The sequence below is a fragment of the Amycolatopsis sp. NPDC006131 genome (assembly GCF_040614175.1).
In the GTDB taxonomy this organism is placed as follows: Bacteria; Actinomycetota; Actinomycetes; order Mycobacteriales; family Pseudonocardiaceae; genus Amycolatopsis_E; species Amycolatopsis_E tucumanensis.
Genome location: NZ_JBEXTX010000064.1, coordinates 1 through 16940, shown reverse-complemented (window position 1 = coordinate 16940; position 16940 = coordinate 1). Strand labels below are relative to the sequence as shown.

Annotated in this window: 20 protein-coding genes; 7 read left to right on the top strand and 13 right to left on the bottom strand. The window is 73.0% G+C overall.

Annotation, left to right across the window (positions count from 1 at the left end; genetic code table 11):
* The first annotated feature begins 450 nt into the window (after positions 1-450).
* Positions 451-1485: an NAD-dependent epimerase/dehydratase family protein gene (locus ABZ215_RS27805; protein WP_354952777.1), complete on the top strand. Its 1035-nt coding sequence runs from the start codon at positions 451-453 to the stop codon at positions 1483-1485.
* Here ABZ215_RS27805 and ABZ215_RS27800 read toward each other — a convergent pair.
* From ABZ215_RS27800 to ABZ215_RS27785, 4 genes are all read right to left on the bottom strand, one after another.
* Positions 1475-3562 carry a bifunctional polysaccharide deacetylase/glycosyltransferase family 2 protein gene (locus ABZ215_RS27800; protein ID WP_354952775.1) on the bottom strand — a complete coding sequence of 696 codons (2088 nt, stop codon included), beginning with the start codon at positions 3560-3562 and terminating at the stop codon, positions 1475-1477. The genes ABZ215_RS27805 and ABZ215_RS27800 overlap by 11 nt on opposite strands.
* Positions 3559-3918, bottom strand: coding sequence for a hypothetical protein (locus tag ABZ215_RS27795; RefSeq protein WP_354952773.1), 360 nt, complete (start codon positions 3916-3918; stop codon positions 3559-3561). Before ABZ215_RS27795 ends, ABZ215_RS27800 begins: the two co-directional genes overlap by 4 nt.
* Before the next feature lie 216 nt (positions 3919-4134).
* Entirely contained in the window at positions 4135-4431 is a 297-nt protein-coding gene (locus tag ABZ215_RS27790; RefSeq protein WP_020421313.1) for a MoaD/ThiS family protein, read from the bottom strand.
* Positions 4428-5543 carry an exo-alpha-sialidase gene (locus ABZ215_RS27785; RefSeq protein WP_354952771.1) on the bottom strand — a complete coding sequence of 372 codons (1116 nt, stop codon included), beginning with the start codon at positions 5541-5543 and terminating at the stop codon, positions 4428-4430. The genes ABZ215_RS27790 and ABZ215_RS27785 overlap by 4 nt, the downstream gene beginning before the upstream one ends.
* A 125-nt stretch (positions 5544-5668) precedes the next feature.
* On the opposite strand from ABZ215_RS27785, the gene ABZ215_RS27780 reads away from it, so the two are divergent.
* Positions 5669-5959, top strand: a complete 291-nt coding sequence (locus tag ABZ215_RS27780; RefSeq protein ID WP_354952769.1) for a 4a-hydroxytetrahydrobiopterin dehydratase — start codon at positions 5669-5671, stop codon at positions 5957-5959.
* Positions 5960-6003: 44 nt separating this feature from the next.
* On the opposite strand, the gene ABZ215_RS27775 is transcribed toward ABZ215_RS27780, so the two are convergent.
* Both ABZ215_RS27775 and ABZ215_RS27770 read right to left on the bottom strand, forming a co-directional pair.
* Positions 6004-6831 (bottom strand): SDR family oxidoreductase, encoded by an 828-nt coding sequence (locus ABZ215_RS27775; RefSeq protein WP_354952767.1) that lies wholly within the window; start codon positions 6829-6831, stop codon positions 6004-6006.
* Between the two features lie 29 nt (positions 6832-6860).
* Positions 6861-8024 (bottom strand): trypsin-like peptidase domain-containing protein, encoded by a 1164-nt coding sequence (locus ABZ215_RS27770; RefSeq protein ID WP_354952765.1) that lies wholly within the window; start codon positions 8022-8024, stop codon positions 6861-6863.
* Between the two features lie 121 nt (positions 8025-8145).
* On the opposite strand from ABZ215_RS27770, the gene ABZ215_RS27765 reads away from it, so the two are divergent.
* The 5 genes from ABZ215_RS27765 to ABZ215_RS27745 all read left to right on the top strand — a co-directional run bounded on the left by ABZ215_RS27765 (position 8146) and on the right by ABZ215_RS27745 (position 11717).
* Positions 8146-8583, top strand: coding sequence for a hypothetical protein (locus ABZ215_RS27765; RefSeq protein ID WP_354952763.1), 438 nt, complete (start codon positions 8146-8148; stop codon positions 8581-8583).
* Complete coding sequence (locus ABZ215_RS27760) at positions 8580-9812, top strand: divalent metal cation transporter (protein ID WP_354952761.1); 1233 nt, start codon at positions 8580-8582, stop codon at positions 9810-9812. The genes ABZ215_RS27765 and ABZ215_RS27760 overlap by 4 nt, the downstream gene beginning before the upstream one ends.
* Positions 9809-10204: a hypothetical protein gene (locus ABZ215_RS27755; RefSeq protein WP_354952759.1), complete on the top strand. Its 396-nt coding sequence runs from the start codon at positions 9809-9811 to the stop codon at positions 10202-10204. Before ABZ215_RS27760 ends, ABZ215_RS27755 begins: the two co-directional genes overlap by 4 nt.
* Complete coding sequence (locus ABZ215_RS27750) at positions 10191-10469, top strand: PRC-barrel domain-containing protein (RefSeq protein ID WP_020421306.1); 279 nt, start codon at positions 10191-10193, stop codon at positions 10467-10469. Before ABZ215_RS27755 ends, ABZ215_RS27750 begins: the two co-directional genes overlap by 14 nt.
* A 759-nt stretch (positions 10470-11228) precedes the next feature.
* Positions 11229-11717 (top strand): hypothetical protein, encoded by a 489-nt coding sequence (locus tag ABZ215_RS27745; protein WP_237337134.1) that lies wholly within the window; start codon positions 11229-11231, stop codon positions 11715-11717.
* Between the two features lie 30 nt (positions 11718-11747).
* Here the strand turns inward: ABZ215_RS27745 and ABZ215_RS27740 are convergent, their stop codons facing one another.
* The 7 genes from ABZ215_RS27740 to ABZ215_RS27710 form a co-directional block, all read right to left on the bottom strand.
* Positions 11748-12977: a styrene monooxygenase/indole monooxygenase family protein gene (locus ABZ215_RS27740; RefSeq protein WP_354952756.1), complete on the bottom strand. Its 1230-nt coding sequence runs from the start codon at positions 12975-12977 to the stop codon at positions 11748-11750.
* Positions 12970-13584 carry an ATP/GTP-binding protein gene (locus tag ABZ215_RS27735; protein ID WP_020422163.1) on the bottom strand — a complete coding sequence of 205 codons (615 nt, stop codon included), beginning with the start codon at positions 13582-13584 and terminating at the stop codon, positions 12970-12972. Before ABZ215_RS27735 ends, ABZ215_RS27740 begins: the two co-directional genes overlap by 8 nt.
* Complete coding sequence (locus tag ABZ215_RS27730) at positions 13559-13939, bottom strand: DUF742 domain-containing protein (RefSeq protein WP_020422162.1); 381 nt, start codon at positions 13937-13939, stop codon at positions 13559-13561. The genes ABZ215_RS27735 and ABZ215_RS27730 overlap by 26 nt, the downstream gene beginning before the upstream one ends.
* A 26-nt stretch (positions 13940-13965) precedes the next feature.
* Complete coding sequence (locus ABZ215_RS27725) at positions 13966-14397, bottom strand: roadblock/LC7 domain-containing protein (RefSeq protein ID WP_020422161.1); 432 nt, start codon at positions 14395-14397, stop codon at positions 13966-13968.
* Positions 14394-15617 (bottom strand): ATP-binding protein, encoded by a 1224-nt coding sequence (locus ABZ215_RS27720; protein WP_020422160.1) that lies wholly within the window; start codon positions 15615-15617, stop codon positions 14394-14396. Before ABZ215_RS27720 ends, ABZ215_RS27725 begins: the two co-directional genes overlap by 4 nt.
* Before the next feature lie 203 nt (positions 15618-15820).
* Complete coding sequence (locus ABZ215_RS27715) at positions 15821-16567, bottom strand: carboxypeptidase regulatory-like domain-containing protein (RefSeq protein WP_354952754.1); 747 nt, start codon at positions 16565-16567, stop codon at positions 15821-15823.
* Positions 16564-16860, bottom strand: a complete 297-nt coding sequence (locus ABZ215_RS27710; RefSeq protein ID WP_354952752.1) for a carboxypeptidase-like regulatory domain-containing protein — start codon at positions 16858-16860, stop codon at positions 16564-16566. The genes ABZ215_RS27715 and ABZ215_RS27710 overlap by 4 nt, the downstream gene beginning before the upstream one ends.
* Positions 16861-16940: the final 80 nt, after the last annotated feature.

The following is a 16940-nucleotide window of genomic DNA, read 5'->3' as shown; positions in this document are numbered from 1 at the left end:
GGTGGTTGCGCGGCGGTTGGGCCGGGTGGTTCCGCTGGGGAGGAGGGTTCGGCTGGGCTGGGTGGCGGTTGGCCGAGGTTGGTGTGCGGCGGTTGGGCCGGGAGTTCCCGCTGGGGAGGGGGATCCGGCTGGGCTGGGTGGCTGTTGGGTGGGGTTGGGGCGGGGCGGTGGCTGTGCGGCGATCGGGGCGGGAGTTTCCTCCTGGGGGAGGGAGGTCTGCCTGGGCTGGGCGGCTGGTGCGCCGGAGTGCCTGGGGCTGTCCGGTAGCGCCGGGCGGCGCCTCCAACGGAGATCCGGCCTCGGGTGGCCGCCGGGCTCGGCGCGTGGCGGCGTTCCGGAAAACCCCGCCGAGCGCCTCCTTCCCGGGAACGAGCCCCCATCCGCCGCGAGGCCACCGCCTCCGGCGCGCGGGACGAGTCCGCGACCTGCTCACACACGCAGCCTGGAGGGGTGACCGACGAAACCGTCCTCGTGACCGGCGGCACCGGCTACCTCGCGAGCTGGTGCATCGACCTCCTCCTGACCCGCGGCTACCACGTGCGGACCACCGTCCGGGACCGCTCCCGCCGTCCGGTGGTGGCGGCCCAGCTGCCGCCCGGGCACCCCACGGCCCGCCTCACCGTCGTCGAGGCCGATCTCGGCTCCGACGCCGGCTGGGCGGAGGCCGCGGCGGGCTGCGACTTCGTCCTGCACGTCGCCTCGCCGTTCCCGGCCGTGCCGCCGCGGAATCCCGCCGCCCTGGTCGACCCCGCCCGGGACGGCACCCTCCGCGTCCTCGCCGCCGCCCGGCACGCGGGCGTCCATCGGATCGTGGTGACCTCGTCGTCGTCCGCGGCCGCCTACCCGGCAGGCCCCCGGCCCGACCCGATCACCGAGGACCACTGGACCGACCCCGGCCACCCGCTGGCCCGCGCCTACGTCCGGTCCAAGACCCTCGCCGAGCGCGCCGCGTGGGCGTACGCCCGTGAGCACGGCATGACGGACCGGCTGACCGTGATCGCGCCCGGCACGCTGCTGGGACCCGTGCGCGGCCGCCCGTCCTACTCGCTGTCGGTGGTCGAGCGGCTCGTGACCGGCCGGATGCCCGGGCTGCCACGCCTGGGTTTCCCGTTCACCGACGTGCGGGACGTCGCCGCACTGCACGTCGCCGCCATGCTCAGCCCGGACGCGGCGGGGGAGCGGTTCCTCGCCGCCGGGCCGTTCCGCTGGATCGAGGACATCGCGGCCATCCTGCGCGGGCAGCCCGGCGCGCGCGTGCCGTCCCGGCGGCTGCCCGGGCCGCTCGTCCGCGCCGCCGCCCTGTTCGACCCCGCGCTGCGCCAGGTCGTGCCCGAGCTCGGCGAGGAGTTCCGCTTCGCCACCGGCAAGGCCCGCGACGTGCTGGCCTGGAACCCGCGGCCGCTCGCGGACACCGTGCTCAACTGCGCTCGCTCGTTCGTCAGGGCCCGCTCGCTCGTCAGGGCCCGCTCGCTCGTCAAGGCCTGAGCAGGCCACGCCGCGGCAGTTTGTGCCACGGCAGCCGCGCCCCGGCGAGCGCCGTGCTCAGCGACTGCAGCACCACGAGGTACATCAGCTGCCGGTAGACGAACTGCTGCAGCGGCAGCGCGAGCAGCAGCCGCAGCGGTTCCCGGTCCAGCCGGAACGCCACCACCGCCGGGATCGCCTGCAGCGCCAGGAACGCCAGCCACGCCCCCAGCACCAGCCACCAGTCGCCGATGAACAGCCCGAACACCGCGGCCACGTCGACGAGCGGCGCCATGATCGGGAGCAGCACCTGGAACAGCAGCAGGTACGGCAGCCCCCGCCGCCCCAGCCGTCCCGCGCTGCCGCGCTCGGCGACCGCGTGCCGGTGCTTCCACACCGACTGCAGCGTCCCGTAGCACCAGCGGTACCGCTGCTTCCACAGCTCCGCCAGGGTCGCCGGCGCCTCGGTCAGCGCCCGCGCCTCCTCCTCGTACACCACGCGCCACCCGCCGCGCTCCAGCGCCATCGTCAGGTCGGTGTCCTCGGCGAGCGTGTCCGCGGGCACCCCGCCGACGCGCAGCACCGCCGACCGCCGGAACGCGCCCACCGCGCCCGGCACCGTGGGCATGCACTCGAGCACGTCGTAGAGCCGCCGGTCCAGGTTGAACCCGCACACGTACTCGATGTGCTGCCACCGGCCGAGCAGGCGGCCGCGGTTGCCGACCTTGGCGTTGCCGGACACTGCGGCCACGGCCGGATCGGCGAAGTTGCGCACCAGCGCGGGCACCGAACCCGGCTCCAGCACGGTGTCGCCGTCCATCAGCACGACCAGCTCGGTGCGCGCGGCGGCGAGACCGGTGTTCAGCGCGACCGCCTTGCCCGCGTTGGCCTGCCGGATCAGGCGCACGCTCGGGCGGCGGCGGGTGATCCGCTCCACCAGCGCGTCGGTGCCGTCGGTGGATCCGTCGTCGACCACGATCACCTGCACGCGCGGACCCGCGGCGAGCGCCGAGCGAACAGCCCACTCGATGCCTTCGCGTTCGTTGTAGGCGGGGATGATGACGGTTACCGGCTGGTCCGGCGCCTCCCGCGGACGCCGCCGCCGCGCGTGCAGGCTCGTGGTCACGCCGAGCAGAACCGTGCGCAGCAGCGCCGGCACGGTCGCCACCACCGTCAGCGCGAACAGCGCGCCGGCCACGAACTCCCCGGCGCCCACGGCGAACACGAGCAGCCAGCCGCCGATCCGCGCGCGGACCGGCGCCGCCGCCTGGGTGCCGGACAGCCCGACGGACTCGCTGACCGTGCCGAACGTCCAGCCGCGCGACCGAAGTTCCGGGATCAGCCGGTCGAGCGCCTCGACGGTCTGCCCGCGGTCCCCGCCGCCGTCGTGCATCAGGACCACCGCGCCGGCGTTCCCGGCCGGGGTCGCGCCGGCGACGATCGCGTCGGCACCGGGGCGGCGCCAGTCCTGAGAGTCCACATCGGACAAGACCACGATCTTGCCGTCCGCGCCCAAGCGCTGTGCCGCGGCCCAGTCCCGATCGTCCAGACTGTCCGGAGTGGACGAATAGGGCGGCCGCACCAGGGCCGGGAGGACGCCCGCGGTGCCGGCGAGGACGAGGTCCGTCGTGCGGATCTCCAGATCGGCCCGGAAGTCGCTCGCCGCGCTCAGGTCGGTGTGGCTCGCGGTGTGGTTGCCGATCTCGTGGCCGCGGGCCAGGATCTCGCGGACCAGGTCCGGGTGCTGCGCGGCGCGCGCGCCGGTCACGAAGAACGTCGCCTTCGCGCCGTTCCGGTCCAGCGCGTCGAGGATCCGCGGCGTCCACACCGGATCCGGCCCGTCGTCGAAGGTCAGGGCGATCGTGTGGTCCCGCGCCCGAGCGGTGGCGGGGGAAGGCGACCGCGGGTCGATCACCGCGCCGCCGCCGCGCACCTGCGCGGGCACGGTGGTCGCGGGACCCGGCGGTGACGTGTCCTCGCCGCCGTCCGCGCCCTTGACGACCGTGTCGAGCGCGAGCAGGCCGGCGACGACCGCGAGGATCGCCGACAGCAGCAGCCAGTGGGCCTTCGGCGGGCTCGGCCGCCGGTGCCGGGTCACCGGCCGGGTTCCGGCTGGCCGTCCTGCCCGCGCCCCGGTGGATCGGGGCGGGCACGCGGGTTGCGCGGCTGCTCGGAGAACACCGGCGGTTGCGGCGCGGCCGTCGTGGTCACGGCCGGAGCCTGTGGCGGCGGTGCCGCCGTACTCGGGTCCGCGGCCTCCGCCGATGGGGCAGTGTGGCTGGGGGTGGTGGTCTCGTCGACCACCGAGGGACCGCCCTGTGGCGGCGGCGTCGGCGACGCGGCAGGCGCGTCGGGTGCCGGCAGGAGCACGGAGGCGGGGATCGGCGCGCCCAGCAGCGAAGCCACCAACAGCACGGCGTAACCGCTGACCAACACGCACGCCGCGATGCTCACGCGGCGCACGATACGGCGTCTTCGCCCGGACGGATCGACGAAAACGGGTTTCTCCCGCGGAATTTCGACAGTGTCGTCGCTAATTGTCTTCATCACCAGGGCATCGCGTCGGGGGGGACCGGTCGGGGGCCTTCACCCTAGACACATCCGGTGCGCCGACCAAGCCTCACCCCGGTGGTGAATGTTCCGCGGTTTCCGTGCGGGGCCAGGGAAAAGTCAACCGCCCGCCATCGCGCCCATCACGAGGAACGGTTCGGTGCCCGCGACCACCGGCGCGGGCAGGGGGGCGTCCGGCTCCTCGTGCGACAGGTCCTCCTCGCAGGCGAAGAACCGGACGAACGCCCGTCGTTTCCCGGTGCCGTGCTCGCGGATCGTGCCGCGCAGCATGGGATAGCGCTCTTCCAGCGCGTCCAGCAGGGCACGCTGGGTGACGGCGCCGTTCAGGTCCAGTTCGACCTCGCCGTCGATGTGGGCGATGGTGCGCAGGTGCGCGGGCAGGTGGACGCGGATCATGGCAGCGTCTGGACCTCCACCGACAGGACCGCGGGCAGGTCGCGCACGATCGGCGCCCAGGTGTCCCCGGAATCAGCCGACGCGTACACCTGACCGCCGGTCGTGCCGAAGTAGACGCCGCACGACTCCAGCGAATCCACCGCCATCGCGTCGCGCAGCACGTTGACGTAGCAGTTCTCCTGCGGCAGCCCGGCCGTCAGCGGCTCCCACTCCTCACCGCCGCCGCGGCTGCGATACACGCGCAGCCGCCCGTCCGGCGGGAAGTGGTGCTCGTCGCTCTTGATCGGGACCACGTAGACGGTGTCCGGCTCGTGGGCGTGCACGTCGATGACGAACCCGAAGTCCGTCGGCAGGTTCCCGCTGATCTCGTACCAGTTGTCGCCGCCGTCGTCGCTGCGCATCACGTCCCAGTGCTTCTGCATGAACAGCACGTCCGGGCGCTGCGGGTGGCGCGCGATGTGGTGCACGCAGTGGCCCACCTCGGCGTCCGGATCGGGAATCTGGCCGGACTTCAGGCCGTGGTTGATGGCCTGCCAGGTCTTGCCGCCGTCCTCGGTGCGGAACGCGCCCGCCGCGGAAATGACGATGATCAGGCGGTTCGCGTCGCGCGGGTCCTGGATGATCGTGTGCAGGCACAGCCCGCCCGCGCCCGGCTGCCACTTGGGGCCGGAGCCGTGCCCGCGCAGGCCCGGCAGCTCCTGCCAGGTCGCACCCGCGTCGTTCGAGCGGAACAGCGCCGCGTCCTCCACCCCGGCGTAGATCAGGTCCGGGTCGGTCAGCGACGGTTCGAGGTGCCACACGCGGGCGAACTCCCACGGGTGCGGTGTGCCGTCGTACCACTGGTGGGTGCCCGGCACGCCCTCGTAGGCGAACTCGTTGCCCACCGGCTGCCACGTCTTCCCGCCGTCGTCGGAACGCTGGATCAGCTGGCCGAACCAGCTCGTCGACTGGGCGGCGAAGATCCGGTCCGGATCGGCGGGGGAGCCCTTGAGGTGGTAGATCTCCCAGCCCGGGAAGTGCGGGCCGGTGACCTCCCAGTCGGCGCGCCGTTCGTCGGACGTCAGGACGAAAGCACCCTTGCGTGTGCCGACCAGCACGCGAACCCCGCTCATCGCCGCTCCTTCCCGTGTCAGGTGGTTAGACCGTAAGGAGCAAGGGGGCCGCGCGTCTTCTCCAATCTTGCGCGGTTCGCCGGGCGGGCCACGGGTACCCGCCCGGGAAACGGAAGGAGGACGTCGTGCCGGAGACGTTGTCGGACACCGAAATCGCCCGGGGGCTGGATGGGCTCGCGGAGTGGCGCGGGGACGCCGGCCACCTCTCGCGCACCGTGCACGTGCCGGAGCAGGCGCACGGCGCGCTGATCGGCCGCGTGCAGCGGGACGCGGCGGAACTGAGCGACCACGCGCAGTTCGAACGCCGCCGGGGCGAGCTGACGTTCACCGTCACCACCGGCTTCCCGGGCCGGGTCACCGAGCCGGACCTGTGGCTGGCGCGCCGCATCGAAGCGGTGCTGGCGGAACTGACCTGACGCGCCGCGAGTCCCACGTTCACGCCCGCGGAACACGGGCCGCGTCAGATCTTGCGCCAGCTGTTGTCGCCGAGGCCGGAGGCTCCCTGGGGGCCCATGAGGAGCATCCCGCCGTCCACCACGTACGACGAGCCGGTCACGTAGCCGGCCGCGGGGGTGGTCAGGAACGCCACCACGGCGGCGACCTCGTCCGCGTGCCCGGTCCGGCCCAGCGGCACGCCGGGGCGTTCCTGGTCGCGCGGGTTCACGTCGGTCTGGCCGGTCATCGGCGTGGAGATCTCGCCCGGTGCCACCGAGTTGACCGTGATGCCGTGCTCGGCCAGCTCCAGCGCCAGCACCTTGGTCAGCATGCCCATCCCGGCCTTCGCCGCGCAGTAGGGCGCCGCGCCGACCTTCGGGGCGTGCTCGTGCACGCTGGTGATGTTGACGATCCGCCCGCCGCCACCGGCGTCGATCATGTGCCGCGCCGCCCGCTGCGCGCACAGGAACGCGCCGTCCAGGTCGACGCTCAGCACGTGCCGCCAGGTGTCGAAGTCCATGTCCATCACCCGCTGGCCGGTGCCCGTGCCGGCGCAGTTGACCAGGACGTCGACGCCGCCGAGCGCCTCGGCGAGCTCGTCGATCGCGGCCGCCGCCGTGGGCAGGTCGCCGAGGTCGAGCTGCCGCACCTCGGCGCGCGCGCCGGCTTCGCGCACCTGCGCGGCGGTCGCGTTGGCGCCCTCTTCGTCCCGGTGCCAGGTGATGCCGACGTCCACGCCGCCACCACCGAGCGCGACGGCGATCGCAAGCCCGATACCGGAGTCGGAACCGGTCACGATCGCGGTCCTCGGCCGTCCGCCCTGCTCCGCGGGCAGGGGAGCTGTGTTCGTCATACCTCCCAGCTACCCCGGCCCCGCGGCGGCTAACCCACCGGCCCCTCGACCAGGGTGGCGGTCGCGCTGCGCTGCTGCCCGGACTGGTCCAGCCACGTCACCGTGACCCGGTCGCCGGGGTGCAGCGTGTCCATCACCGCGGTCAGGTCGGTCGCCGAGCCGACCGCGCGGCCGTCCAGGGCGACGATGACGTCACCGGCGACGAGCCCGGCGTCGTCCGCCGGGCCGCCGGGCACCACCTGCTGCACCAGCGCGCCCGAGCCGCCCGCGTCGCTCACCGACACGCCGACGAACGCCGACGGTCCGATGTGGACGGTGTCGGAGCCCTGGCCCGCCTCGATGCGTTGGGCCAGGCTCAGCGCGTCGTCGATCGGGATGGCGAACCCGCTCACCCCGGCGGTGCGCCCGTTCTGCCCGAACTGGTAACCGGTCGAGGCCGCGGTGTTCATCCCGATCACCCGGCCCTCGGCGTCGGCCAGCGCACCCCCGGAATCGCCGGACTGGATGTTCGCGTCCACCTGGATGAGCCCGGTCAGCTGCTCGGAACTGCCCGTCGACTCGTCCGTCGCGGTGATCGACTGGTTCAGCGCGGTCACCTTCCCGGGTGACACGCTGGGCTCGCCGCCGTCGCCGCCCGCGTTGCCCAGCCCCACCACCGGATCGCCGACGGACACCTCCGACGAGTCTCCCGTGGTGACGGTGCCCAGCCCGGAGGCGTTCTGCACCTGCAGCAGCGCCACGTCGCGCGAGCGGCTGTACCCGAGGACCTCGGCGCGGTAGGTGCGGCCGGTGTCCACGTCGGTCACCTTGATGCTGGTCGCGCCCGCGACGACGTGGTTGTTCGTGAGGACCTTGCCGTCCCCGGTGAGCACCATCCCGGTGCCCGCGGCCTGCTGCCCGGAGTACCCGAGCGTGGAGTACACGTCGACCAGCCCGGGCTCGACCTTCTCCGCGACGTCGGCCACGTCGAGCGTCGAGTTGCCGGTCTGCTCGTTGCGCAGGCTCCGCTCCAGCGGCGACGAGGCGCTGCCCGGCGTCAGGGACCCGCGGCCGAGGTCCCACGCGACGAATCCCAGCACGACCAGCACCACCAGGCCCAGCGTGGCGAGCGCCGTGCCCAGCCCGCGCTTCCGGCGTGGCGGCGGCGGGGGTGGCGGCGCCCAGGGGTCGTACTGCGGTGGGTAGTAGCTCATGAGTGCCCCTCCTCCGCCGTCCAGTGAACCCCGCTTCTCTGAGAATCGCCTGCGGCGCGGCCGTGAAACCCCTGAGAAGCACCCCTGTTTGCGGAGTTGACCAAGGGGTACACCGCCCTTGATGCGGAAGAGGACGGCTTTCGCGGGTCTCGCGCTCGCGGTCACGCTCACCGCCTGTTCCGGCAGCTCAGCAGCGAGCTACGAGGACAGTGCGGCCGTCCGCGCGCAAGAGGGCCTCTCCGCCGTCGGCACCCTGCACCAGATCATCCGCGCCCACACCGAGGGCAGGCTATTCCCCACCTACGCCACCGCGGCCACCGACGACGTGCTCGCCACCGCCACCAAGGCGCTCGACGAGCTGGACAGCCGGCCGCCCACCAGCCCGGAGACCCAGCAGCTCTACGACGAGCTGCACCCCCGCCTGCAGGACGCGGTCGCGCGCGTCACCGAGGCCAGGGATGCGCTGGACTCGGGCGACACCGGCCGGATCGCCGCGGCGGACACCCAGCTGGTGCGGGCCGTCGACGAGCTGACCACGTTCGTGACGAGCCACCAGTGAAGAAGCTCATCGCCGTCACGCTGGGCATCCTCACCGCCATCGGGGGGTTCGTCGACATCGGCGACCTGGTCGCCAACGCCCAGTCCGGCGCCCGCTTCGGCATGCGGCAGGCGTGGATCGTGGTCGTCGGCGTCGTCGGCATCTGCGTGTTCGCCGAGATGGCAGGCCGGGTCGCCGCGGTCAGCGGTCGCGCCGTGTTCGACCTGGTGCGCGAGCGCCTCGGCCCGCGCATCGCGATGACCAACCTCGTCGGGTCCTACCTGGTCACGCTGCTGACCCTGACCGCGGAGATCGGCGGCATCGCGCTGACCATCCAGCTCGCCAGCGGCCTGCCGCACGTGCTGTGGGTGCCGCTGGCCGCGTTCGCCGTGTGGATCGTGCTGTGGCGCGTGAAGTTCCAGGTGATGGAGCAGGTGTTCGGCGTGTTCGGGCTGGCGCTGGTGGTGTTCGTGGTCGCCCTGATCGCGCTCGACCCGCCGTGGGGCACCTTCGCCGAGCAGCTCACGCACGCCGGCCCGCCGCAGGGCGAGAACTGGGGCACCTGGGGCTACCTCGCCGTGTCGCTGTTCGCCTCCGCCCTCACCCCGTACGAGGTGTTCTTCTTCAGCTCCGGCGGGGTCGAGGAGAAGTGGACGACGAAGGACCTGGCGACCGAGCGCAGCAACACCTTCGTCGGCTTCCCCCTCGGCGGGCTGCTCGGACTGGCGATCATGGGCTGCGCCGCGACGGTGTTCTTCCCCGCCGGAGTCCAGGTCGACCAGCTCAGCCAGACCGCGCTGCCGGTCGCGCTGGCGCTGGGGAAGCTGGGCCTGGTCGTGGTGATGATCGGGTTCTTCGCGGCCACGTTCGGGGCCGCGCTGGAGACCGGGCTGTCCACCGGGTACTCGATCGCGCAGTACTTCGGCTGGCAGTGGGGCAAGCTGGTGAAACCCCGCGAGGCGGCGCGGTTCCACACCGTCGTGCTGGTCAGCGTGCTGCTCGGCACGGCGGCGCTGCTGACGACGATCGATCCCGTGCAGATCACCGAGCTGTCGCTGCTGTTCAGCGCGGTGGTGCTGCCGCTGACCTACCTGCCGATCCTGGTCGTCGCCAACGACCGGGACTACCTCGGCGACCACGCGAACGGGCGGGTGCAGAACTTCCTCGGCGTGACGTTCCTGATCATCATCGTCATCGCCGCGGTCGCGGCCATCCCGCTCATGATCATCACCGGGATGGGGCAGACATGACCCACGGCCGCCCGGACCCGCTGCGGGTCGAATTCCACCTGCTGGACCGCCAGATCGTCGACGTCGACGGGCACCCGGTCGGCAAGGTCGACGACGTCGAACTGGCCCGCGACCCCGACGGCACCTACCACGTCGCCGCGTTGCTGGTCGGGCAGTACGCGCTGGGGCAGCGGATCGGTGGCCTGCTCGGGAAGGTGCTGTGCGGGCTGGCCGCGCGGCTGGGCGGCGGGCGGAGGGAGCCGCTGCGGATCACCTACGACCACGTGAAGCAGGTGAGCAGCGAGGTGACGCTGTCGCTGCGCGCGGAGGTGCTGGAGGTGCCGCCGCTGGAGAAGTGGTTGCGGGACAAGCTGATCTCGCGGATTCCGGGAGCCGGACATGCCGGGGGATGAGGTGCGGGCGAGCGACCTGCTGGGACGCCGCGTGTACGACGCGAGCGGCCGCCCGCTCGGGAAGGTGACCGACCTGATCACGCGGCTGGACGAGCTCGGCCGGGAACGGACCGTGGCGGTGCTGGTGACTCCTCGCCGGCGGGGCCGGTTGCTGGGGTACGAGCGGTCCAGCCAGCGCGGGCCGTGGCTGCTGGCGTGGCTGGCGAAGGTGCTGCACCGGGGCACGCGGGAGGTGCCCTGGGCGGAGGTGCGCTGGGAACGCTAGGCCCGTGCCCGGTGGCTCCCGCCCGCGGGGCGGAAGGGGAGCGGCCGGGTGGTGGTTCGTGCCTGGCGGCGTGCGGTGGGGCGCGGTGGCGGGGTGGAGGGCCCGCAGGTGCTTTGCGGCCGGCGGGCGCGGTGGCCGCCGGAGGGTGCAGGTGGGTGGTGATTTCCGCCGGTGGGGGTGGGGTGCCCGGGTGCGCTGGGGCTCGGTGGCCGCCGGAGGGTGCAGCTGGGTGGTGATTGCCGTCGGTGGGGCTGGGTGTCCGGGCGTGCGCTGGGGCGCGGTGGCGGCTGGTGGGGTGCAGCTGGGTGGTGATTCCCGCCGGTGGGGGTGGGTGCCCAGGCGTGCGCTGGGGCGCGGTGGCGGCTGGTGGGGCCGCGCGATGGTGGCTGCGGGCGCAAGGTGCCCGGGGCCGGTGGCCCGGCCGGGTGCGAACCGGGCACCGCCGCCCACGGGCCTCCGGCCCCGTTCGGCGGAGGCGTCCGAACCGCGGCGGTGCCGCCGCCCACGGGGCTCCGGCCCCGTCCAGCGGGGCCGTCCGGACCGCAGCCGTGCGCCGCCCGTGGATCCCCGGCGCGCGGGGCCAGGTGGGCCGTCCGGACCGCAGCGGTGCCGTCGCTCACGGGCCTCCGGCCCGGCCGGCGGGCGCGCCGGGCGCGGTGTCCGTTCCGAGACCGAATCCGGACAACCTCCACCCCACCGGGCACGTCTCTTGAGGCACCAGCGCTGGGAACCCCATCCCCTCCCGGCAGGAGGTCACCGATGACCCTCACCCCACGGCGGCTGTTCGCGGTCTGCGCCGCCGCCTTGCTCGCGCTCTCGGGCGCCGTCGTCGCGGCGGCGCCGGCCGGTGCGCAACCGGGTGTCGCCACCATGACGAACATCCGCACCGGCCTCAACACCGGCTTCGACCGGGTCGTGCTGGACATGACGGGCCCCGCGCCCCAGGCGTCCTACGAGTGGGTCGACGAGCTGATCGCCGACGGCTCCGGCGACATCGTGTGGCTCACCGGCGAGCACTTCGTCGCCGTCAGCACCACGCCCGCCCGCGCCCACGACGACAACGGCAACCGCACCTACCCGGGTCCCGACAAGTTCCGCACCCGCAACCTCCGCAACGTCATGGCCGTCGCGGTGACCGGGGACTACGAAGGCTACGTGTCGATCGGCCTCGGCACACGCTACAAGTCCTGGGTGCGGGTGTTCACGCTCACCGCACCGACCCGCGTCGTCATCGACGTGGGCCACTGACACGGGCACCGGGCGGCCCCGGCCGCCCGGTCACACCGAAGCCAGGTACTCCGCCGTCTTGGCGGGGTCCAGCAGCCAGTGCTGGAAGTCCGTGGGGTTGTTGAAGCCGTTCACGAACCGCTTCGCCACGGCCGGGTTCGTCTGGGCCGCCCCGAGGATCTGCTGCACGTGCGGCGGTGGCGGCTGCAGCATCGCGTTGGTGAACATCGTGACCCACTGGGCGTGCTCCCAGTACCGGTCGAACGCCCGCTGCATCCACTCCCGGTCGAAGGGCCGGTCCCCGTTCTCCAGGATGCTGCCCAGGTACGACTCGGCGCACTTGGCCGCGTTGTTCGCGCCCTGACCGGTGATCGGGTCGTTCGCCACCACCACGTCCGCCATGCCGAGCACGAACCCGCCGGACGGCAGCTCGCCCACCGGGCGCCGCACGACCGGCGGGTACCCGCCGACCAGCACCGCCTTGCCGTCGGTCAGCTCGGCGTTCTTCGCCCGCTCGTACTCCCACGGGATGTACTGCCGGAACAGCTCCAGGTGCCGCCGCAGCTGCTCCTCCGCCGGAGGCCGGTCGGCGAACGCGTCGAACGGCCCGCCCGGAATGCCGGACACGTAGAAGATGTCGCACGGCCCGGACAGCGTGTAGCCCGGGATGTTGATCAGCTCGCCGACGCCCGGGATGATGTTCATCCACACGTCGGTGGTGCCCGGCCGCTCCGGACGCGACTCCTGACCGTGCACATAGGACACCGACAGCCGGCGCTGCGGCTTCGTGTAAGGGGATCGCGACGGGTCGCGGTCGAACAGCTGCACCAGCTCGCCCTTGCCAGCCGCGACGATCACCAGCTCGTAGAGCCGCGCCAGCCCGTTCAGGTCGGCCGTGGTGACGCCGTGGATCACGACGTTGCCGCCGCGCTCCTCGAACAACTCAAGCCACGCCGCCATCTTCACCCGCTGGTCGATGGACTGCGCCGGTCCGCCGTCCCACGAGGCGATCCAGTTCAGCGCGCGCTGCCCGTCCGGTCCGGCCATCGAAAACCCTTGCCCCGCGACACGGGGAGCGACGTCGTCCCACAGGTTCAGCCCGTGCTTGCGCTCGATGGCGAGCGCGTCGGCGAACATGCACTGGGTCGAGGTGACCCACCCGGCGCGGATCTCGTCCGGCGTGCGCGCGGACATCACGGTCACGTCGTAGCCGTGCTCCTGCAGGCTCAGCGCGAGCTGCAGGCCCGACTGGCCCGAACCGACGATCAGGATCTTACGCATGGGCGCGGATCCGGCCCCCCTCCGAGACTTCGGCCAGTGACAGCGTGTAGGACACCAGTTCCTGCAGGGTCTCCAGCACCGACGCCTTGTCGCGGGCGTCGCAGGTGACCAGCGGGACGTCCGGGCTCAGCGCCAGCGCCTCCCGCACCTCGTCGACGTCGTGCGCGAGTTCTCCGTCGAACCGGTTGATCGCGACGATGAACGGCAGGTCCGAGTCGTTCTCGAAGTAGTTGATCGCGGCGAACGACTGGTCCAGCCGCCGGGTGTCGACCAGCACGATCGCGCCGAGCGCGCCACGCGAGAGGTCGTCCCACAGGAACCAGAACCGCGCCTGCCCCGGCGTGCCGAACAGGTACAGCATCAGGTCGTCGTACAGCGAGATCCGGCCGAAGTCCATCGCGACGGTCGTGGTGGTCTTGGCGCCGTCCGGCGGCAGGTCGTCGACACCCTCGCCGGCCTCGGTCATCCACGCCTCGGTGTTCAGCGGCGGCACCTCGGACACGGACCCGACCAGCGTCGTCTTGCCCACCCCGAACCCGCCCGCGATCACGATCTTCGCCGAGATCGTCAGCAGGCCCGGATCAGACGGGGAGCTGCTTGAGTCCATTGAGGATCCTCTCGAGCATGTTCCGGTCGTGGGAGTAGGCGTGGGCGGTCGGGTGGATGAACACCGCCCCCTGCGCGGCCAGGTCGCTGACCAGCACGCGGACCACCCCGAGCGGGATGGTCAGCAGGGAGGACAGCTCGGCGATCGAGACCTGGGAGCGGGCCCGTTCGTAGAGGGCCCGCGACTCCGGCATGAGCTTCTCCGCCAGGGCCGGGTCGTACTGGGGCACCGAGATGAGCGTTTCGACCAGCAGCTGGTGCCGTGCCCTGGTGCGGCCGCCGGTCAGGGTGTACGGCCGGATCCGCTTGCTGCGCGGCTTGACCGCCCGCTCGTCCGGCCCGGTGTCCTGGGACATCGCGAATCACATCCTGTCGGGAGTGCTCAGGCCTGGGGCCGGCGGCCGGTGAGCACGCGGCGCAGGTCCGCGCGCATCTCGGGGGTCAGCGCGTGGCCGGCGCTGGAGACGAACTGCGTCATCTCGTAGGCGACGACCTTCATGTCGCAGTCGGAGGTGGTCAGCACCGCCAGCCCGGCGTGCGCGTCGATGCCCATGAACAGGAAGTACCCGTGGGTGAGCCGGATGATGATCTGCTCGCAGGTGCCCTTGTGGAACAGCGCCGCGCTGTTGCGCGCCAGGCTGAGCAGCCCGCTGGCGATCGCGGCGAGCTGCTCGCGCTCCTCGGTCGACATGTCGTCGGAGGCGGTGAGCGGGAACCCGTCCGAGGACATGATCAGCGCGTGCGACACGCCGTGGACCTTGCGGACGAAGTCGTTGATCAGCCAGGTGAAGTCCTGGCCGGTGTCGGCGGTCACTGCTGCTGCTCCCCGGATTCGTCGGTGCCCTGCTTCTCGCGCGCCGCACGTTCGCCGTCGGTGAAGGCGCCGAGATCGGCGAGCAGTTTCTCGTGCCCGGCGGCGCGGTCCTCGGCGGGGGTCGGCTCCACCGCGGACTGCGCCGCGGGTGCCTGCCCCTGGGGGTTCTTCAGGCTGTGCGAGACGCGGCGCGGCAGACCGCTGGCGGTGGTGCCGCCGACCATCGACCCCGGCTGTGGGCGGCGCGCGGGCGCCGGCCTCGGCGGCGCAGGCTCCCGCTTGGGCAGCCCGGAGCGGTGGCGGGGCTGGGCGGGCGCCTCGGCCACCGCGGTGCCGCGCGGCGCCTGCGGGAACACCACCGTCTGCGTGCCGGACCAGTTGGCCTCCGGCAGATCGGCGACGAGACCCGCGGGCAGCAGCACCGACGCGGTGGTGCCGTGCGGGACGCGGCGGTCGAGCCGGGTGCGCATGCCGTGGCGGGCGGACAGCCGCCGCACGACCGCCAGGCCCATGTGCCGCACCGAGGAGTCGTCGAGCACCGGCTCGCCGGAGAGCCGGTCGTTGAGTTCCTGCAGCCGGTCCGGCGGCAGGCCGATGCCCTCGTCCTCGATCCGCACCAGCACGCTGCCCGCTTCGGTCAGGTGGGCGCTGACCCGCACCGGGGTGTTCGGCGGCGAGGACTTCGTCGCATTGTCCAGCAGTTCGGCGATCAGCCGGCTGAGGTCCTCGCTCGCGAAGCCGACCACGCCCAGCGACACGATCCGCCCGATGTTGACGCGGGCGTACTGGTCGATCGACGACATCGCGCCGCGCACCACGTCGACCAGCGAGGTCGTCTCGGTCGCGGTGTCGGTGGCGTCGCGGCCGGCCAGCACGCGCAGGTTCTCCGCGTTGCGGCGCAGCCGGGTCGCCAGGTGGTCCAGCCGGTACAGCTCGCCGAGCCGCTCGGTGTCCTCCTCCCTGGCCTCCATCTCCTCCAGCTGGGAGAGCAGGGAGTCGACCAGGTTGAGGTCGCGCAGCGCCACGTTCGCGCAGAGCGCGGCGAGCGCCTCTTCGTTGGCCCGCTCGCGCTCCGCCTGGGACGGGGACTGCACGATCACCGGCGGCCGCGGCGGTGGCGGCTGCGCGGGTGGGGGGCCGAAGAGCTGCGAGGCCGCTTCCCTCGAGCGGTCCAGCAGCGCGCGTGAGCGGTTGAGCAGTTCTCGAGCCCGCGTCGCCATGTCGTCCTAACTGCCTGGGTTCGTCACGTGCGGCGGCTCAACCGTCGCGGGGACCCCTTCCCCCGCGTGTGGCCGAACCCGCGCCGGTGAACGCTATGCAACCACTCCGACCCCGCCCGTGTCCACCACTCTCCGCGATCTTGACGCACCGTGCCCGGGTGGTCGACGGAAGGTGGTTCGCCTTGTCCCGCCGGGGGAAACGCTCAGGTGAGCCGCACGTCCAGCCGGGTCTCGCCGCCGCCGACGCGCGCCGCTTTCCTTACTGGTGCGTAACTCGTAGCGACGACGGTGTAGGTGCCGGGTTCGAGGTCGTGGAAGGCGTAGTGCCCGTCCTCGCCTGCGAACGTGCGCCGGGCGAGGACGCCCGATTCGTCCAGCAGGCTCACCGTGACCCGCGGCCACGGCCGCGGCAGGTCGCGCACGTTGACCGTGCCGTGGATGACCGCGGCCTCCGCCAGCTCCAGGTCCTGCCGCACGCTCGCGTCGGTCATGTGCACCGCCACCGCGGACGGCCGGTACCCCGGCGCGTTCACGGCGAGGGTGTAGGTCCCGGCGGGCAGGGCGCCGAAGGAGTATTCGCCACCCTGGCCGGAGATGTAGGACCCGACGACCTCGCCGCGGGCGTCGGCCAGCGTCACGGTCGCGTCCGCGATCGGCGCCCCGGTCGCCGCGGAGCGGACCACGCCGCCCAGCCCGGTCGCGCTGTCCAGCACGAGGTCCAGGACGGCCGCGGTGTCGCCGACGGTCAGGGTGACCGCCTCCGGCCGGTACGCCGGCGCCGAGGCGATCAGGACGTGGACGCCGCGGCCGGGCGCGGGCAGCCGGTAGCCGCCGTCCGGGCCGGTGGCGCCGCGCGCGATCTGCTGCCCGCCGGAGTCGACGAGCGTGACCGCCGCGCCGGGCACGGGTGTGTCCCGGGTGTCGCGCACCCGTCCGGTCACCTCGGTCATGAGCGGGCCTGCTCGGGACGGCCGGCGTGCAGGTCGACGTCGACGGTCGCCGATTCGCCGCCGCTCAGGTCCACCTGCCGCACCACGGGCTCGAACAGGCTGGTCACCACGGTGTAGTCGCCGGGCGCGAGGTCGTCCACCGCGTAGCCGCCGTGCTCGTCCGTCACCGCGGCCGCGGCGAGTTCGCCCGCGGCGGTGCTGACGGTGACGCGCGCGCCGGGGACCGGGCGGCCGTCCGGCCCGGTGACGGTGCCGTGCAGCGCCCCGGCGGCCTGGACCAGCAGGTCGGCCACGGCCGGTTCGGCCCCACACCTTCTCCAGCAGCTCCTCGCGGGAGAACGCGGTGCCGGGCTGGGCGAGGAAGAACGCGAGC